Here is a 17,066-nt window from a genome sequence, read left to right on the forward strand (position 1 = left end):
TCAAAGGCGATGCATTGGATGTTCATGTAAGGGTGTGTAGCTTTTTGCCTTTGGAACCCGTTCCTTGTGATTCAGCTCCTGACCAAATCAGGTGTTTACCGGTCCTTGGATTCTTTGGCGTCCATTTCTGCGTTGCGTTCGGCTACGCGCTTACGTTGCTCATCGGTGAGTTCCACTTTGTTGGCAGTGTCACGCAGGGTCATCAGACCACCCACGATGGCACCGATGGCGACAATAAGTATTAACCAGGCATACCACGGCATCGCGTTCTCCTTGGTTCGAACTTCACTGGGCAGGGATTGCGCAGTGCATTACTGTTTATGTCTGTAGGAGTCTACTAGTTCCATTGTAGGCCGCTTATACGGTAGCGCGCGTTATTACCCCGGTAATGACTAAAATCATGAATTTACGATCATCGGGTGCCGGTTGGCGGCTGGTTCCGCTACAATGCGCGCCGATTTCGACCAGCCTGAGAACCCGCTAATGTCCGACTGCCAGACTCCTATTATCGTCGCCCTGGATTTCCCAACGCGTGACGCCGCACTGAAGCTGGCTGATCAGTTGGACCCCAAGTTGTGCCGCGTCAAGGTAGGCAAAGAGCTGTTCACCAGCTGCGCTTCGGAAATTGTCGGCACTCTGCGTGACAAGGGTTTCGAGGTATTCCTGGACCTCAAGTTTCACGACATTCCCAACACCACGGCAATGGCGGTCAAAGCTGCTGCTGAAATGGGCGTATGGATGGTTAACGTGCACTGTTCTGGCGGTTTGCGCATGATGGCTGCTTGTCGTGAAGTGCTCGACAAACGTACCGGTCCACAGCCGTTGCTGATTGGCGTAACTGTACTGACCAGCATGGAGCGCGAAGACCTCGCCGGTATAGGCCTGGATATTGAACCTCAAGAGCAGGTATTGCGACTTGCAGCCCTTGCCGAGAAGGCCGGTATGGATGGCCTGGTATGTTCTGCCCTTGAGGCGCAAGCGCTGAAGGCCGCGCACCCGACTCTGCAACTGGTGACCCCGGGGATCCGTCCTGCCGGCAGTGCTCAGGATGATCAGCGCCGTATTCTGACCCCGCGCCAGGCACTGGATGCCGGCTCTGATTACCTGGTGATCGGCCGTCCAATCAGCCAGGCGGCAGATCCAGCCAAAGCGCTGGCTGCAGTGGTCGCGGAACTGGCTTAAAGCAGTGTGCGGGAGTTGGCAAGCCAACTCCCGCAGCAACATGTCGCTTCAGAGCTTCAAAACCAGCTTGCCGAAGTTCTCCCCGCTAAACAGTTTCATCAGGCTTTCCGGAAAGCTTTCCAGCCCTTCGACAATATGTTCTTTGCTTGTTAGTTGGCCTTTGGCCAGCCACCCCGCCATTTCCTGTCCGGCAACTACGTAGCGATCGGCATAGTCCATCACTACAAAGCCTTCCATGCGTGCACGATTGACCAGCAGTGACAAGTAGTTGGAAGGGCCTTTCACGGCCTCCTTGTTGTTGTACTGGCTAATTGCACCGCAAATGATGACACGAGCCTTGAAGTTCAGGCGGCTAAGCACTGCGTCGAGAATATCGCCGCCGACGTTGTCGAAAAATACATCAACGCCCTTAGGGCATTCTCGTTTAAGCCCCGCGACAACATCCTCATTTTTGTAGTCGATCGCGCCGTCAAAGCCCAATTCCTGGGTCAGCAACGCGCACTTTTCTTTCCCGCCAGCAATGCCCACTACGCGGCAGCCTTTAAGCTTGGCGATTTGACCGGCAATGCTGCCCACTGCGCCTGCTGCGCCAGAAATCACCACTGTGTCGCCCGCCTTGGGGGTACCTACTTCGAGCAGGGCGAAGTAGGCGGTCATGCCGGTCATGCCCAAGGCGGACAAGTACACAGGCAGTGGCGCAAGTCCGGGGTCTACTTTGTAGAACCCGCGCGGCTCACCCACGAAGTAATCCTGAACCCCCAAGGCGCCATTGACGTAATCACCGACGGCAAAGCCGGGGTGGGCGGAGGCGATGACTTTGCCTACACCCAGTGCGCGCATGACTTCACCCAGAGCCACTGGCGGGATATAGGACTTGCCTTCGTTCATCCAGCCGCGCATCGCCGGGTCGAGGGACAGATACTCGTTCCTGACAAGGATCTGTCCTTCTTTAGGTTGTACGACCGTAACTTCCTGAAAAGTGAATGTATCGCGGGTCGCTGCACCGACTGGACGTTTGGCGAGCAGGAATTGGCGATTTGTCTGGTCAGTCATTGCAATAACCCCTTGGAAAATGATGTCTGTTGATAGACCTTCTTGAGCCTCAGGGCAAGTGAATCCCGGACCACGAATAGGTTTTTATCAGTTGTGGTGATGGTTATATGCAGGCCTGTATCACTCGGATAAATAAGTCGATGACTGCACCAGAACCGTTCACGGTGCAGGCGTACCCCTCAGAGGACAACAACAATGGGCATGACGTTTGCCGGGCAAGTGGCAGTGGTTACAGGCGCTGGAGCAGGTATCGGCCGAGCCGCGGCTCTGGCATTTGCGGGCGAAGGCTTGAAAGTGGTGGTGGCCGATCTGGATGTGGCAGGGGGCGAATACACGGTCGAGCAGATAGAGGCTGCGGGTGGCAGTGCTGTTTTCGTAAGGTGTGATGTCACCGTGGAGGCGCAAGTCAGGCAGTTGATGGAGCTGGTCATCAGCGCCTACGGTCGGCTGGATTATGCCTTCAACAATGCGGGGATCGAGATCGAGCATGGTCGCCTGGCGGATGGCACGCTGGACGAATTCGACGCGATCATGGGAGTGAACGTCAAAGGTGTCTGGTTATGCATGAAATATCAGCTGCCATTGATGCTGGCTCAGGGCGGTGGGGCAATCGTCAACACGGCATCGGTAGCGGGGTTGGGGGCTGCGCCGAAGATGAGCATCTACTCGGCGTCCAAACATGCGGTGATCGGGCTGACGAAATCAGCAGCCATCGAATATGCGAAAAAGCATATTCGGGTGAACGCGGTGTGCCCGGCAGTGATTGATACCGATATGTTCCGGCGAGCCTATGAAGCCGATCCGCGCAAGGCCGAGTTTGCTGCCGCGATTCACCCTGTGGGGCGCATCGGCAAGGTTGAGGAGGTCGCCAGCGCCGTCTTGTACCTGTGCTCGGACGGCGCGGCGTTTACCACCGGCCATGCGTTGGCTGTCGATGGTGGGGCACTGGCGATCTGATCAGTCAGCGTGATTTAACGTTCAGGATTATCAGGGTCAGTACACCCGCGACGATTCCCCAAAAGGCCGAGCCGATCGAGAACAGGCTCATGCCCGATGCTGTGACCATGAAGGTCACCAGGGCCGCCTCGCGCTCTCTGGATTCACTCATGGCAATGGTCAAGCCATTGATGATCGAGCCGAACAGGGCCAGTGCAGCAATGGACAACACCAACTCTTTGGGCAAGGCTGCAAACAGCGCGGCAAGGGTGGCGCCAAAAACGCCGGCAATGCCATAGAAAATTCCGCACCACATGGCCGCGGTGTAGCGCTTTTTAGGGTCTTCGTGGGCATGGGGGCCGGTGCAGATAGCGGCACTGATCGCAGCCAGGTTGATCCCGTGGGAGCCAAAAGGGGCAAGCAGCAGTGAAGCCACGCCGGTGGTGGTGATCAGCGGCGAAGCGGGCACGCTGTAACCGTCGGCCCGCAGCACGGCGATGCCCGGCATGTTTTGCGACGTCATGGCGACGACAAACAGGGGAATACCGATGCTGATGGTTGCGGCCAGCGAGAATGAAGGTGTGGTCCATACCGGCACAGCCACTTCGAGGGCGAAACCGCTGAAGTCCAGTAGCCCGAGCAAACCCGAAATCAGAGTGCCAATCACCAGGGCCGCCAGTACCGCATAGCGGGGCGACAGGCGTTTGACGATCAGGTAAGTGAAAAACATGCCAATGACCAGGCCGGTACGGTGCTGGGCAGCGACGAAAATTTCGCTGCCGATCTTGAACAGGATTCCTGCCAGCAAGGCCGCAGCCAGAGACGAGGGGATACGTTTGACCAGGCGTTCAAAGCTGCCGGTCATGCCGCAGATGATCACCAGCACCGCACAAGTGATGTAGGCGCCGATGGCTTCGTGGTAGCTGACACCGCCCAGGCTGGTGATCAGCAGCGCAGCCCCCGGCGTTGACCAGGCGATGGTAATCGGTGTGCGGTAGCGCAAAGACAAGCCTATGCTGCAAATGGCCATGCCGATCGACAGCGCCCAAATCCATGACGAGATCTGCCCGCTGGTGAGTCCCGCTGCCTGACCTGCTTGAAACATGAGGACCAGGGAACTGGTGTAGCCAGTCATCATGGCGATAAACCCTGCGACTACAGCCGAGGGAGAGGTGTCTGCCAGAGGGTGCAAGCGTGGCTGAGTGGCGTCCGTCATGGAGCGGCATTCCTTGTTCTTGATAAGAGTTAGAGCAAGGCGCAAGCCTAAACGCAAATGTCACATTTCATTGCGATACAGACGGGGTCGTATATGACCGTACAGTCGTACTGGCACTCTGGCTTGTGTACAATGAGTCTTGCTTTTTGCATTAATTACCAGTCAGCGACGCCCGTTTACGTATTAGCGTAACTTCATCCGCCGCCGCTTCCCCACACGAGTAACCATGAACGAACAGTTGCAGCCTCTCAAGAAACAATCCCGCGCTGGCAAGGCCGGCCGCAGTGGAACCCAGGACGATATCGTCTATGCGCATATTTTTGAGGCGATCCTCGAACAGCGTCTGGCGCCTGGCACAAAGTTGAGTGAAGAGGCATTGGGCGAAATCTTCGGGGTGAGCCGCACCATTATTCGTCGTGCATTGTCGCGCCTGGCCCATGAAGGGGTTGTGCTGCTGCGTCCCAATCGTGGTGCGGTGGTAGCGAGCCCCAGCGTAGAAGAAGCGCGGCAGGTGTTTCTGGCGCGTCGACTGGTTGAAAAGGCCATTACCGAATTGGCGGTGGTCCACGCTACTGCCGAAGACTTGTCGCAACTGCGCAAAATGGTGCAGGACGAGCGCGACAGCTTTTCGCGAGGCGATCGTGGCGCGGGTATCCGGCTGTCAGGCGAGTTCCACTTGAAGTTGGCAGAAGCGGCTAAAAATGCGCCGCTGATCAGCTTTCAGCGCAGCCTCGTATCGCAAACCTCGTTGATCATTGCCCAGTACGAGAATGGCAACCGCTCACATTGCTCCTACGACGAACACATGCAGTTGATCGATGCCATTGAAGCCCGTGATGCTTCCCAGGCCGTGCACCTGATGATGCACCACATGGATCACATCGACAGCAAGCTCAACCTTGACGAAGAAAGCGCCTCGGATGACCTGCACGCGGTGTTTTCGCACTTGCTGCAAACCAAGAGCAAAGGCCCCCGGCCTGCTGCCAAGCTCTAAGATTCGTTGCAATCGTGTGGCTACTTGTCTGCAAGGCGAGTCAAATCCCGTAGCAGCTGCTACAGGGGTTTGACTCTCTATGACCTGCAACCGTGTGCAGGCCAAGGTAGCCATTCATTCAGCGCTGATGCACCAGATTGCCCGCTGCATAGGTCTGTTGCACCGTGCGGTCGTCGCCCAGGGTCATCAATACAAACAACGTTTCAGCGATGTTTTTTGATTGCTTCAGGCGATAGCTCATCAGCGGCGTTGAGTTGTAGTCCAGTACCACGAAGTCGGCATCGCTACCCGGTTGCAGGTTGCCGATCCGGTCTTCCAGGCGCAGTGCCCGCGCGCCGCCCAGAGTGGCCAGATACAACGATTTGAACGGATCCAGACGAGCGCCTTGCAACTGCATGACCTTGTAGGCTTCGTTCAATGTGTTGAGCAACGAGAAGCTGGTACCCGCGCCAACATCCGTTCCCAGGCCCACATTGAGTTTGTGTTTCTCGGCCATCGGCAGGTTGAACAGGCCGCTGCCCAGAAACAGATTGGAAGTCGGGCAGAAAGCCACCGCAGAGCCTGTTTCGGCCAGGCGAGCACATTCCTCATCACATAGATGCACGCCGTGGGCAAACACCGAACGCTCCCCCAGCAGTTGGTAGTGGTCATACACATCCAGATAGCCTTTGCGCTCAGGGAAGAGCGACTTGACCCACTCGATTTCCTGAAGGTTCTCGCTGATATGGGTATGCAGATACACATCCGGGTATTCCCCCAGCAACTGGCCGGCCAGGGTTAATTGCTCCGGGGTGCTGGTCGGTGCAAAACGCGGGGTGACGGCGTAATGCAGGCGGCCTTTCCCATGCCAGCGTTCGATCAGCGCCTTGCTTTCGATGTAGCTGGTTTCGGCGGTGTCGGTCAGGTATTCGGGGGCGTTGCGGTCCATCATCACTTTGCCGGCGATCAGGCGCAGGTCCAGTCGCTGTGCCGCTTCAAACAAGGCGTCGACCGATTGCGGATGCACACTGCCAAACACCAGCGCCGTGGTGGTGCCATTGCGCAGCAGTTCCTTGAGGAAAATATCGGCAACTTCGTCAGCATGTGCCTTGTCGGCGAACTGGTTTTCGCACGGGAAGGTGTAGGTGTTGAGCCAGTCGAGCAATTGCTCGCCGTAGGCACCAATCATCCCGGTCTGCGGAAAGTGGATGTGCGTATCGATAAAGCCCGGTGTGATCAGGGCATCCTTGTACTCGGTGACTTCAATGTCGCCAGCCAGAGCCGTGAGCAGTTCGCTGGCAGGCCCGACCGCTTTGATCTGCCCGTTTTCCACCACCAGCAGACCGTCTTCGAAGTATTCATAGGAGGCCTCGATCCCGACGTCGGCGGGGTCGGCAATGCTGTGCAAAATGGCGGCGCGGTAGGCTTTACAGGTCATGATAATTCTCAGTGTGTGGCATGGCTGCGTCGTGAAGACGGCAGCAATTGTTTAATGGATTCGGATGACGCGCTGTCGGCACAGGCGGTGTGCTGGCCGAAGTGGGTGTTGTAGGTGGCGATGATTTCGCCTGCGATGGAAATTGCTATTTCGACAGGCAGTTTGCCTTTGACTTCGCTCAATCCCATCGGGCAGCGCATGCGCTGCAAATGTGATGCGCTGATACCCCGGTCACGCAGACGGTGTTCGAACTTCACGCGTTTGGTTTTAGAGCCAATCAAGCCGAAGTAGGTAAAGTCGTTGCGTTTGAGCAGGGCGGCGCTGAGTTCCAGATCCAGGGCGTGATTATGCGTCATGACGATGCAGTAGCAACCCGCTGGCAGTGCTTGAATCTCGTCGACGGGCTCGTCGGTGACGATTTTTTCTACGCCTTGGGGGATGAGCGCCGGGAACTCCTGCTCCCGAGAGTCAATCCAGCGCACCCGGCAGGGCAGGCTGGCGAGCAGGGGCACCAGTGCCCGGGCCACATGACCTGCGCCAAATACGGCGATGTGTGCCTGTACCTGGCCCATGGGTTCGAACAGCAACACGGTCACTCCTCCGCAACACTGGCCCAGGCTGGCGCCCAGGCTGAAGCGTTGCAGATGGGGGTCTTGCTTGCCGCTGCCAAGCATCTGGCGGGCAATCTCCATCGCCTTGTATTCCAGATGACCGCCGCCAATGGTGTCGAATGTCTGGTGCGCGCAGATCACCATCTTTGAACCGGCATTGCGGGGTGTCGAGCCTTGCTCCTCAATGATGGTGACCAGCACGCAGGGCTCTCCCTGCTGCTGCAACTCGGCCAGGGCGCTGATCCAGTTATTCATGCTGATCTCCCGACAAAACCTTGCGCATTTGCTCACAGCCCCACAGGACCCGTTCCGGGGTAGCCGGGGCGTCAATGGCAGGTTGTACTCGATAGTCGGCCAAGCTCGCCACGGCGTCCTTGATCGCACACCAGGCCGCGATACCGAGCATGAACGGCGGCTCGCCGACTGCTTTGGAGTGGAATACGGTGTCTTCCGGATTTTTTCGGTTTTCTACCAGCGTGACGCGCAGGTCCAGTGGCATATCCGCCACGGCAGGTATCTTGTAGCTGGCCGGGCCATTGGTCATCAATTTGCCTTTGGCGTTCCACACCAGTTCCTCCATGGTCAGCCACCCGGCGCCCTGAATATAGCCGCCTTCCACCTGGCCGATGTCGATGGCCGGGTTCAGCGAAGCGCCAACGTCGTGCAGGATGTCCGTGCGCAACATTTTGTATTCGCCGGTGAGGGTGTCAACGATCACTTCGGCGCAGGCGGCACCAAAGGCAAAGTAGTAAAACGGCCGTCCCCGTGCCTGAGTGCGGTCATAGAAGATCTTTGGCGTTTTGTAGAAGCCTGTACTCGACAGCGACACCTGGCCGAAATAGGCCTGCTGAATCAAGGTTTCAAAGCTGATGACCTGTTCGCCAACGCGCACCTGGCCATTGTGGAAAATCACCTCCTGTTGCTCGACCTGATACTTGCCGGCGGCAAACTCCACCAGCCTTAGCTTGATGGTCTCGGCTGCATTTTGTGCGGCCTTGCCATTGAGGTCAGCCCCGCTTGAAGCCGCTGTAGGCGAGGTATTCGGGACCTTATCCGTGTTGGTGGCAGTGATCTGCACCCGGCTGATATCCACCTGAAACACTTCGGCCACCACTTGCGCGACCTTGGTGTTCAACCCCTGGCCCATCTCGGTGCCGCCGTGGTTGAGATGGATGCTGCCATCGGTGTAGATGTGAACCAGTGCTCCTGCCTGATTGAGAAAGCTGGCGGTAAAGGATATTCCGAACTTGACCGGAGTCAGTGCCAAACCTTTCTTAAGGATGGGGCTATTGGCGTTGAACGCCTTGATTAACTCCCGGCGTTCGGCGTAGTGGCTGCTGGCTTCCAGGTCGGCGGTCATTTCTTCCAGCAGGTTGTGCTCCACGGTCTGGTAGTAGTGAGTCACATTGCGCTCGGTTTTGCCGTAGTAGTTGGCCTTGCGCACGGCCAGGGGATCCAGGCCCAAATGGCGGGCAATGTGGTCCATGACTTCTTCGATCGCGACCATGCCTTGCGGGCCGCCAAACCCGCGGTAGGCGGTGTTTGACGCGGTATTGGTCTTGCAGCGATAGCCATTGATCGTGGCATCGCCCAGGTAGTAAGCGTTATCGGCGTGGAACATGGCGCGGTCGACGATGGAGTTGGACAGGTCCGGTGAGCAGCCGCAGTTGCCCGCCAGATCCAGCTTGATGCCCTGCAGCCGACCACGGGCGTCAAAGCCGACGTCGTACTCGATATAGAACGGGTGGCGCTTGCCGGTCATCAGCATGTCTTCGACCCGTGGCAGGCGCATTTTGGTCGGCTGCCCGGTCAGGCGCGCCACCACTGCACACATGCACGCAGGGCCTGCAGCCTGCGTCTCCTTGCCGCCAAAGCCGCCGCCCATACGCCGCATGTCGACGACGATTTTGTTCATCGAAACATCCAGTACTTCAGCCACCAGCTTTTGCACTTCGGTGGGGTTTTGCGTTGAGCAGTACACGATCATCCCGCCGTCTTCGGTGGGCATTACCGATGAGATCTGTGTTTCGAGATAGAAGTGTTCCTGTCCACCGATATGCAAACTGCCCTGCAGGCGATTGTCGGCCCCCGCCAGCGCGCCGCTTGAGTCGCCGCGTTCATGGGTGTGGGTGTCGAGCACAAAGTGCTTGTTGCGTAGCGCCTGAACCACATCAAGCACTGGCTCCAGGTCTTCGTATTCGATAATGGCGGCCATTGCCGCTTTGCGTGCGGTGTCCAGGTCATGGGCGGCCACCGCCAGGACTGCCTGGCCTACATATTCCACCTTGTCAATGGCCAGCAACGGGTCGCCAGGCAGCAGCGGGCCGATGTCCTTGAGGCCGGGAATGTCCTCGTGGGTAATGACCAGACGCACACCTTCAAAGGCGTAGCAGGGCGCAGTGTCGACGCGGATGATTTTGGCGTGAGCCCGGTCTGACAGGCGTGCGTAGAGATGCAGCTGGTTGGGGAATTCGAGCCGGTCATCGATGTACTGCGCCTCACCCGAGACGTGCTTTTCGGCGCTGTCATGCTTGACGCTGCGACCTACACCCGTTTTCAGGTCCTGTTGGAACAGGGCCGTCAATTCGGCCTGGGTTGGCTCGATCTTGTGATGGTTAGACATAAGCTGTTACCCGCGTCTCAAGCTGTGGAGCCTGCAGTTCGATGAAGTACTTGCGCAGCAGGTTCTGGGCACTCAGCAGGCGGTATTCCTTGCTGGCGCGAAAGTCTGACAACGGGGTGAAATCTGTTGCCAATGCCGTGCAGGCGCGTTCAATGGTGATCGAGTTCCAGTCTGCGCCGAGCAGTGCAGCTTCGCAGGCGCTGGCGCGTTTGGAGGTGGCGGCCATGCCTCCGAAAGCCACGCGAGCCCCGCTCACCACGCCGTTGTCGATACGCAGGTTGAATGCCGCACATACGGCGCTGATGTCATCGTCCAGACGCTTGGAGATCTTGTAGGCACGAAATGAATGGCTGGCGTCAGCGCGGGGAATAATGATTTTTTCGATAAATTCCCCTTCCTGGCGCGCGGTTACCCGGTAGTCGATGAAGTAGTCCTCGATCGCCAGGGTGCGTCGGCTTTGGCCCTTGCGCAGTACCAGCTGCGCGCCCAGAGCGATCAGCAGCGGCGGTGAGTCACCAATCGGCGAGGCATTGCCGATATTGCCTCCCAGGGTTCCCTGGTTGCGGATTTGCAGCGAGGCGAAGCGCTGCAGCAGTTCGCCGAAGTCCGGGTACTCGGCCTTGAGCGTGCCGTAAGCGTCTGTCAGCGAAACGGCCGCGCCTATTTCAAGGCGATCATCGAAGCGCTCGATGAGCTTCATTTCGGCCACGTTGCCGACGTAAATCATGACCGGCAGCGGGCGATGGAACTGCGTGACTTCCAGGGCCAGATCGGTGCCTCCGGCCAGCAGGCGTGCCTGGGGTTGGGACTCATACAGCTCGGCCAGATCACTGATGGTCAAGGGCAGCAGGCAGCGTTTGTCACCGCTGTTCAGTTCCCCGGTCTGTGTAGGGGAAATGGACTTGAGAAGGGTGATGGTTTCGTCTTGATACGCATCAAACTGGTCATGCTGTTGTGCGCCGCAGGCTTGTTCGGCGGCGGCCAGGATCGGCCGGTAACCGGTGCAGCGGCACAGATTGCCCGCCAGTGCTTCGTGGGCCTGATGGCTATCAGACTGGCCCGTGCTGTTTTTTTGCAGGGCGAACAAGGACATCACAAAACCCGGCGTGCAGAAACCGCACTGTGAACCGTGGCAGTCGACCATTGCCCGCTGCACGCTGTGCAGTTGGCCTTTGTGCTTCAAGTCTTCGATGCTGATCAGTTGCTTGCCGTGCAACGCCGACACAAAGGTCAGGCACGAATTGAGACTGCGATAGCGCACACGCTCAAGGCCCTGGTCATTCGTGTGCAGTTCGCCTACCACCACTGTACAGGCGCCACAGTCGCCGCTCGCGCAACCTTCCTTGGTGCCGGATTTGTGCAGGTGTTCACGCAAATAATTGAGCACGGTTAAATTCGGGTCCAGCGTGTGCTCGGTGCGCAGCGTCTGGTTAAGTAGGAACTGGATCACGGAAGGCCTCGCATAATCATTATTGTTGTAACGCGGGATGTACTGAATTTAGCTAAAGCTGACCTACGGGTCAAGAAATAGAGATCGGTCTTCCCTGTGATTTGAATCCACGGGATTTATTTGCTTATTTCGTGCCATATTCGGCCCCTGATGCTCTGCGCGAGCACGCACCAAGTGCGTTACACTGCGCCGCCTGCACTGATCAAAGATTTTGAAGGTAAAACATGACGTTCAAGGCGCCGGACAGCCTCGCCGAGCAAATCGCTCACCACCTCGCCGAACGCATCATTCGCGGCGAGCTAAAGCCTGGGGAACGCATTCAAGAACAGAAAGTGACGCTGGCGCTCAATGTCAGTCGCGGCTCTGTGCGCGAAGCGTTGTTGATCCTTGAGCGCCGACATCTCATCGCCATCCTTCCGAGACGTGGCGCCCATGTGACCGAGCTCACCGCACACAATGTGCAGAGCCTGTGCACCCTGATGAGCGAGATGTACATCCTGCTCGGCAATGCCGTTGCCCAGCGCTGGGCCGTGCAGGCCGATCTGGGGCCGTTTCTGCAAATCCAGCAACGCCTGATTGCCAGCTACGAGCGTCAGGACATCAGCAGCTTCGTTGAAGACAGCTTCAATGTGATGCGTGCGGCGTACCCGTTTGCCGACAATCCCTACTTGCAGGAAACCGTCGAGAACCTGCACCCGGCCATGAGCCGCGCCTATTACCTGGCGCTGGATCAACGCAAGGCTGAGATGAGTGAGTATCTGGCGTTGTTTGCGCAGTTACTCGAAGCCGTACTGGCTCGCGACCTTGTGCAAATTCGCGTGGTGCTGAGCAACTATGCCCAGCGCAGTTGTGCCCTGGTGCTGTCTGCCTTGACGGATGCCTGAGCGTGCGCCTGACATGTATCAAGCTGGCGGGCTTCAAGTCTTTCGTTGATCCGACAACGGTGACCTTTCCCAGCAACATGGCTGCGGTTGTAGGTCCCAACGGCTGCGGAAAGTCGAACATCATCGATGCCGTACGCTGGGTCATGGGCGAAAGTTCGGCCAAGAACCTGCGTGGCGAGTCGATGACGGATGTCATCTTCAACGGTTCCACCACTCGCAAACCGGTGAGTCAGGCCAGCATCGAGCTGGTTTTTGACAACTCCGACGGAACGCTGCTGGGTGAGTATGCGGCCTACGCCGAAATTTCCATTCGGCGCAAAGTTACCCGTGACAGCCAGACTACGTATTACCTCAACGGCACCAAGTGCCGTCGTCGTGACATCACCGACATCTTCCTCGGAACGGGCCTGGGGCCGCGCAGCTACTCGATTATCGAGCAGGGCATGATCTCCAAGCTGATCGAGTCCAAGCCTGAAGATCTGCGCAACTTCATCGAGGAAGCGGCCGGCATCTCCAAGTACAAGGAGCGTCGCCGCGAGACCGAAAACCGTATTCGCCGCACCCACGAAAACCTCGCCCGTCTGACCGACCTGCGAGACGAGTTGGGTCGTCAGCTTGAGCGCCTGCATCGTCAGGCCCAGGCGGCTGAAAAGTATCAGGAGTACAAAGCCGAGGAGCGTCAGCTCAAGGCACAGCTGTCGGCCTTGCGTTGGCAGGCGCTGAACGAGCAGGTGGGGCAGCGCGAAGCGATCATCGGCAATCAGGAAGTCAGCTTTGAAGCCCTGGTGGCCGAGCAGCGCAATGCGGATGCCAGCATCGAACGCCTGCGTGACGGGCACCACGATCTGTCAGAGCGCTTCAATCTGGTGCAAGGGCGCTTCTATTCGGTAGGGGGGGACATTGCCCGTGTCGAGCAGAGCATTCAGCATGGTCAGCAGCGTTTGTGCCAATTGCAGGATGACCTGCGCGAAGCCGAGCGCTCGCGCCTGGAAACCGAATCCCATTTGGGTCACGACCGCACGATGCTTGCGACCCTGGGTGAAGAGCTGCACATGCTGGAGCCCGAGCAAGAGCTGACCAGCGCTGCCGCCGAAGAGGCCGCTGCTGCGCTGGAGGTGTCCGAGCACACCATGCACGGTTGGCAGGAGCAGTGGGACAGCTTCAATCAGCGCTCAGCCGAGCCCCAGCGCCAGTCCGAAGTCTTGCAGGCTCGCATCCAGCAGCTGGAAACCAGCATGGAGCGTGTGGCCGAGCGTCAGCGTCGGTTGGCTGAAGAGCGCGCCTTGCTGGCGGCAGACCCTGAAGATGCGGCGATCCTTGAGTTAAGTGAGCAACTGGCCATCAGCGAGTTGTCCCAGGAAACATTACACGCCAGCGAAGAACAACTGGTCGAGCGTCTGGAGCAAGTGCGCCACGACTTGCACCAGGCGACACAGAATCAACAGCAGGCTCAGGGCGAGTTGCAGCGACTCAACGGTCGCCTGGCTTCCCTTGAAGCCCTGCAACAGGCAGCGCTCGATCCGGGCACTGGCGCAGGTGAATGGCTGCGTCAGCAACAACTGGCTGAACAGCCGCGCCTGGCCGAGGGCTTGCGGGTTGAAGCAGGGTGGGAGCTGGCGGTCGAAACCGTGCTGGGTGCCGATTTGCAGGCCGTGTTGGTCGACGACTTCGCACGGCTGGATCTGGCCGGTTTTGCCCAGGGTGATTTGCGCTTGTTCAGTGGCGGGGCCCAGGCCTCTCATTTGGCGGGCAGTTTGCTGGAAAAGGTCGAGGCCGACTTTGATCTGGCGCCCTGGTTGGGTCAGGTAAAACCGGTCGAGACCCTTGAGCAGGCCTTGGCATTGCGTGCGCAATTGGTTGACGGCCAAAGCCTGATCAGCCGTGACGGCTATTGGGTTGGACGCAACTTTTTGCGGGTGCGCCGTGCCAGTGAGGCCGAAAGTGGCGTCTTGGCGCGTGGGCAGGAAATCCAGCGTCTGGGGCTTGAGCGCGAAGAGCGCGAAGCGACGCTTGCGACTCTGGAAGAACAGCTCCAGCGTCTGAGAGAGCAGCAACTCACCCAGGAAGACGCGCGCGAGCAGGTTCGTCGTCGCATGCAGGACGAGGCGCGTCAGCAGGGCGAGATCAAGGCCAGGCTGTCCGCCAGCAAAGCCAAGGTCGAACAATTGACCCTGCGCCGTCGTCGTCTGGATGAAGAGCTGGCCGAGCTGGGTGAGCAGCGCGCACTTGAGCATGAGCAGGTGGGCGAGGCGCGCCTGCTCTTGCAGGATGCACTGGATGCGATGGCCACCGACACTGAGCAGCGCGAGCTGCTGCTGGCCCAGCGCGACAGCCTGCGCGAGCGTCTTGATCGGGTGCGGCAGGATGCCCGGCAGCACAAGGATCACGCGCATCAGTTGGCGGTTCGTCTGGGCTCGCTGAAAGCGCAGCACGATTCGACTCGCCAGGCCCTTGAGCGACTGGAGCTGCAGGCCGAGCGCCTGGCTGAAAAGCGCGAGCAGCTCAGTCTCAATCTGGAGGAGGGCGAAGCGCCGCTTGAAGAGTTGCGTCTGAAACTCGAAGAGTTGCTCGACAAGCGCTTGAGCGTGGATGAAGAACTCAAGATTGCCCAGACCGCACTTGAAGATGCAGATCGCGAATTACGGGATGCTGAAAAGCGCCGAAATCAGGCTGAGCAACAATCGCAGCTGATTCGTGGCCAGCTGGAGCAGCAGCGCATGGAGTGGCAAGCCCTGAGTGTGCGGCGTACGGCGTTGCAGGATCAGTTACTGGCAGACGGCTATGATTTGCATGGGGTGCTTGCCACCCTGAACAGCGAGGTCAATGAGCAGCAGGCCGAAGAAGAGTTGGAGCGCATTGCGGCGCGAATCCAGCGCTTGGGCGCGATCAACCTGGCGGCCATCGATGAGTACCAGCAGCAATCGGAGCGCAAGCGCTATCTGGATGCCCAGGATGCCGATCTGGTCGAGGCGCTCGATACGCTGGAAAACGTAATCCGCAAAATCGACAAAGAGACCCGGAGCCGCTTTAAAGACACCTTTGATCAGATAAATGGTGGATTGCAGGCGCTTTTCCCAAAAGTTTTCGGTGGTGGCAGCGCTTATTTGGAACTGACGGGCGAAGATTTACTCGATACAGGGGTGACCATCATGGCGCGCCCGCCGGGCAAGAAGAACAGCACCATTCATTTGCTGTCCGGTGGCGAGAAGGCCCTGACGGCATTGGCATTGGTGTTTGCCATTTTCAAGCTCAATCCGGCGCCGTTTTGCATGCTCGACGAGGTCGATGCACCGCTTGATGACGCCAACGTAGGCCGCTATGCACGGTTGGTGAAAGAGATGTCGCAGACAGTGCAATTCATCTACATCACCCACAACAAAATCGCCATGGAGATGGCGGATCAGCTGATGGGTGTGACGATGCATGAGCCTGGTTGCTCACGTCTTGTAGCGGTAGATGTCGAGGAGGCGATGGCAATGGTCGACGCTTGAGCTATAAGCATGTAGGACGATTTTTTTCTTCTTGTAAGAGAAATATCAACTATTTGACCGATATGACTTACAAGTCGGGGGCTATATGGGCCTAGCTCAGTACGACAGACGGTGTAAAGTTATCTTTGGTCGTGTTAATTTAACGTCTAATTATTTTGTACGTGGGTAAAACGCCAGTCAGAACATAGAGTTGGCGCCACGTTTTAAAGGGCTTTAGGCTCTTCTTCATAGAATCATTTTTTAGGGGCACGGGATTACATGGAAATCGGTCTGCGCGAGTGGCTGATAGTCATCGGCATAGTGGTTATCGCCGGTATTCTTTTTGATGGCTGGCGCCGTATGCGTGGCGGCAAGGGAAAGCTCAAATTTCGTCTTGACCGCAGCTTTTCAAACGCCCCTGACGACGAAAGCAGCCCCGAGCTCCTGGGTCCTTCACGGGTTCTGGATACCCCCAATCATAAAGAGCCGCTGCTTGACGAGCACGACCTGCCATCCGTAAGCATGCCGGCGCGAGATAAAGGCACCAAGCGTGGCAAGCGTGGCGGCGAGCCGAGTCAGGGTGACCTGAACCTCAATCTTGACCTGGATGACGGTCCGAGCATCAGCGCCCGCGATGATGACTTTGCGCAAGAAACCAAGCCCCGTGGTCGTTCGGCTCCAGGCGTGTCGGCTGTTGAAGTCAAAGAGCAGCAACCGCAGCAGGCGGCTGAAGAAGTCCTGGTGATCAGCGTGATCAGCCGTGACCCTGCCGGGTTCAAGGGTCCTGCACTGTTGCAGAATATTCTTGAAAGCGGTTTGCGGTTTGGTGAAATGGATATCTTCCACCGTCACGAAAGCATGGCCGGCAATGGCGAAGTCCTGTTCTCCATGGCCAACGCGGTAAAGCCGGGCGTATTCGATCTGGATGATATTGATCTGTTCAGCACGCCTGCGGTGAGTTTCTTCCTTGGCTTGCCGGGTCCGCGTCATCCCAAGCAGGCTTTCGACGTGATGGTTGCGGCAGCACGCAAGCTGTCCCAGGAGCTCAATGGCGAGCTCAAAGACGATCAGCGCAGTGTGTTGACGGCTCAAACCATAGAGCACTACCGCCAACGCATCGTTGAATTCGAGCGTCGCGCCCTGACTCAAAAACGCTGAACATGCAGGGGCGGGCTTGCCTGCTCCCGCGCACATGCAGAATGAATACTACAAGGAGCAGCCTCGGCTGCT

At 57.9% G+C, this 17,066-nt stretch carries 13 protein-coding genes; 6 read left to right on the top strand and 7 right to left on the bottom strand.

Features of this window, described 5'->3' with window-relative positions; translation table 11 throughout:
• Positions 1–95 precede the first annotated feature (95 nt).
• A complete protein-coding gene (locus tag V6P94_RS11700) occupies positions 96–263 on the bottom strand; it encodes a DUF2897 family protein (protein WP_019826736.1) in 168 nt (55 codons plus the stop codon).
• Between the two features lie 220 nt (positions 264–483).
• Here V6P94_RS11700 and pyrF point away from each other — a divergent pair, with 220 nt between their 5' ends.
• The gene (pyrF, locus tag V6P94_RS11705; protein WP_326399106.1) at positions 484–1,182 is read left to right on the top strand and encodes an orotidine-5'-phosphate decarboxylase; all 699 of its coding nucleotides are present in this window, start codon (positions 484–486) and stop codon (positions 1,180–1,182) included.
• Between the two features lie 48 nt (positions 1,183–1,230).
• Here the strand turns inward: pyrF and V6P94_RS11710 are convergent, their stop codons facing one another.
• The gene (locus tag V6P94_RS11710; RefSeq protein WP_338649356.1) at positions 1,231–2,235 is read right to left on the bottom strand and encodes an NADP-dependent oxidoreductase; all 1,005 of its coding nucleotides are present in this window, start codon (positions 2,233–2,235) and stop codon (positions 1,231–1,233) included.
• A gap of 195 nt (positions 2,236–2,430) precedes the next feature.
• Here V6P94_RS11710 and V6P94_RS11715 point away from each other — a divergent pair, with 195 nt between their 5' ends.
• Positions 2,431–3,192, top strand: a complete 762-nt coding sequence (locus tag V6P94_RS11715; protein ID WP_133077124.1) for an SDR family oxidoreductase — start codon at positions 2,431–2,433, stop codon at positions 3,190–3,192.
• A 4-nt stretch (positions 3,193–3,196) separates the two neighbouring features.
• On the opposite strand, the gene V6P94_RS11720 is transcribed toward V6P94_RS11715, so the two are convergent.
• Entirely contained in the window at positions 3,197–4,387 is a 1,191-nt protein-coding gene (locus V6P94_RS11720) for a benzoate/H(+) symporter BenE family transporter (protein ID WP_133077125.1), read from the bottom strand.
• A gap of 226 nt (positions 4,388–4,613) precedes the next feature.
• Here V6P94_RS11720 and V6P94_RS11725 point away from each other — a divergent pair, with 226 nt between their 5' ends.
• Complete coding sequence (locus V6P94_RS11725) at positions 4,614–5,381, top strand: FCD domain-containing protein (protein WP_133077126.1); 768 nt, start codon at positions 4,614–4,616, stop codon at positions 5,379–5,381.
• Positions 5,382–5,499: 118 nt separating this feature from the next.
• On the opposite strand, the gene guaD is transcribed toward V6P94_RS11725, so the two are convergent.
• From guaD to xdhA, 4 genes are read right to left on the bottom strand one after another with little or no spacing between them, the layout of a single operon-like run.
• Entirely contained in the window at positions 5,500–6,798 is a 1,299-nt protein-coding gene (gene guaD / locus V6P94_RS11730; RefSeq protein WP_219261528.1) for a guanine deaminase, read from the bottom strand.
• Positions 6,799–6,806: 8 nt separating this feature from the next.
• Positions 6,807–7,664 carry a xanthine dehydrogenase accessory protein XdhC gene (gene xdhC, locus V6P94_RS11735; protein WP_133077128.1) on the bottom strand — a complete coding sequence of 286 codons (858 nt, stop codon included), beginning with the start codon at positions 7,662–7,664 and terminating at the stop codon, positions 6,807–6,809.
• Positions 7,657–10,032, bottom strand: coding sequence for a xanthine dehydrogenase molybdopterin binding subunit (gene xdhB / locus V6P94_RS11740; RefSeq protein WP_133077129.1), 2,376 nt, complete (start codon positions 10,030–10,032; stop codon positions 7,657–7,659). The genes xdhC and xdhB overlap by 8 nt, the downstream gene beginning before the upstream one ends.
• On the bottom strand, positions 10,025–11,482 hold the full coding sequence (gene xdhA / locus V6P94_RS11745; protein ID WP_133077130.1) for a xanthine dehydrogenase small subunit: 1,458 nt from the start codon (positions 11,480–11,482) through the stop codon (positions 10,025–10,027). The genes xdhB and xdhA overlap by 8 nt, the downstream gene beginning before the upstream one ends.
• A gap of 224 nt (positions 11,483–11,706) precedes the next feature.
• Between xdhA and V6P94_RS11750 the strand changes: the two genes are divergently transcribed.
• The 3 genes from V6P94_RS11750 to zipA all read left to right on the top strand — a co-directional run bounded on the left by V6P94_RS11750 (position 11,707) and on the right by zipA (position 16,994).
• The gene (locus V6P94_RS11750; protein ID WP_133077131.1) at positions 11,707–12,366 is read left to right on the top strand and encodes a GntR family transcriptional regulator; all 660 of its coding nucleotides are present in this window, start codon (positions 11,707–11,709) and stop codon (positions 12,364–12,366) included.
• A gap of 2 nt (positions 12,367–12,368) precedes the next feature.
• Positions 12,369–15,857 carry a chromosome segregation protein SMC gene (smc, locus tag V6P94_RS11755; RefSeq protein ID WP_133077132.1) on the top strand — a complete coding sequence of 1,163 codons (3,489 nt, stop codon included), beginning with the start codon at positions 12,369–12,371 and terminating at the stop codon, positions 15,855–15,857.
• A 258-nt stretch (positions 15,858–16,115) separates the two neighbouring features.
• A complete protein-coding gene (gene zipA, locus V6P94_RS11760; RefSeq protein WP_133077133.1) occupies positions 16,116–16,994 on the top strand; it encodes a cell division protein ZipA in 879 nt (292 codons plus the stop codon).
• Positions 16,995–17,066: the final 72 nt, after the last annotated feature.

Source organism: Pseudomonas sp. ML2-2023-3 (assembly GCF_037055275.1).
Lineage (GTDB): Bacteria > Pseudomonadota > Gammaproteobacteria > Pseudomonadales > Pseudomonadaceae > Aquipseudomonas.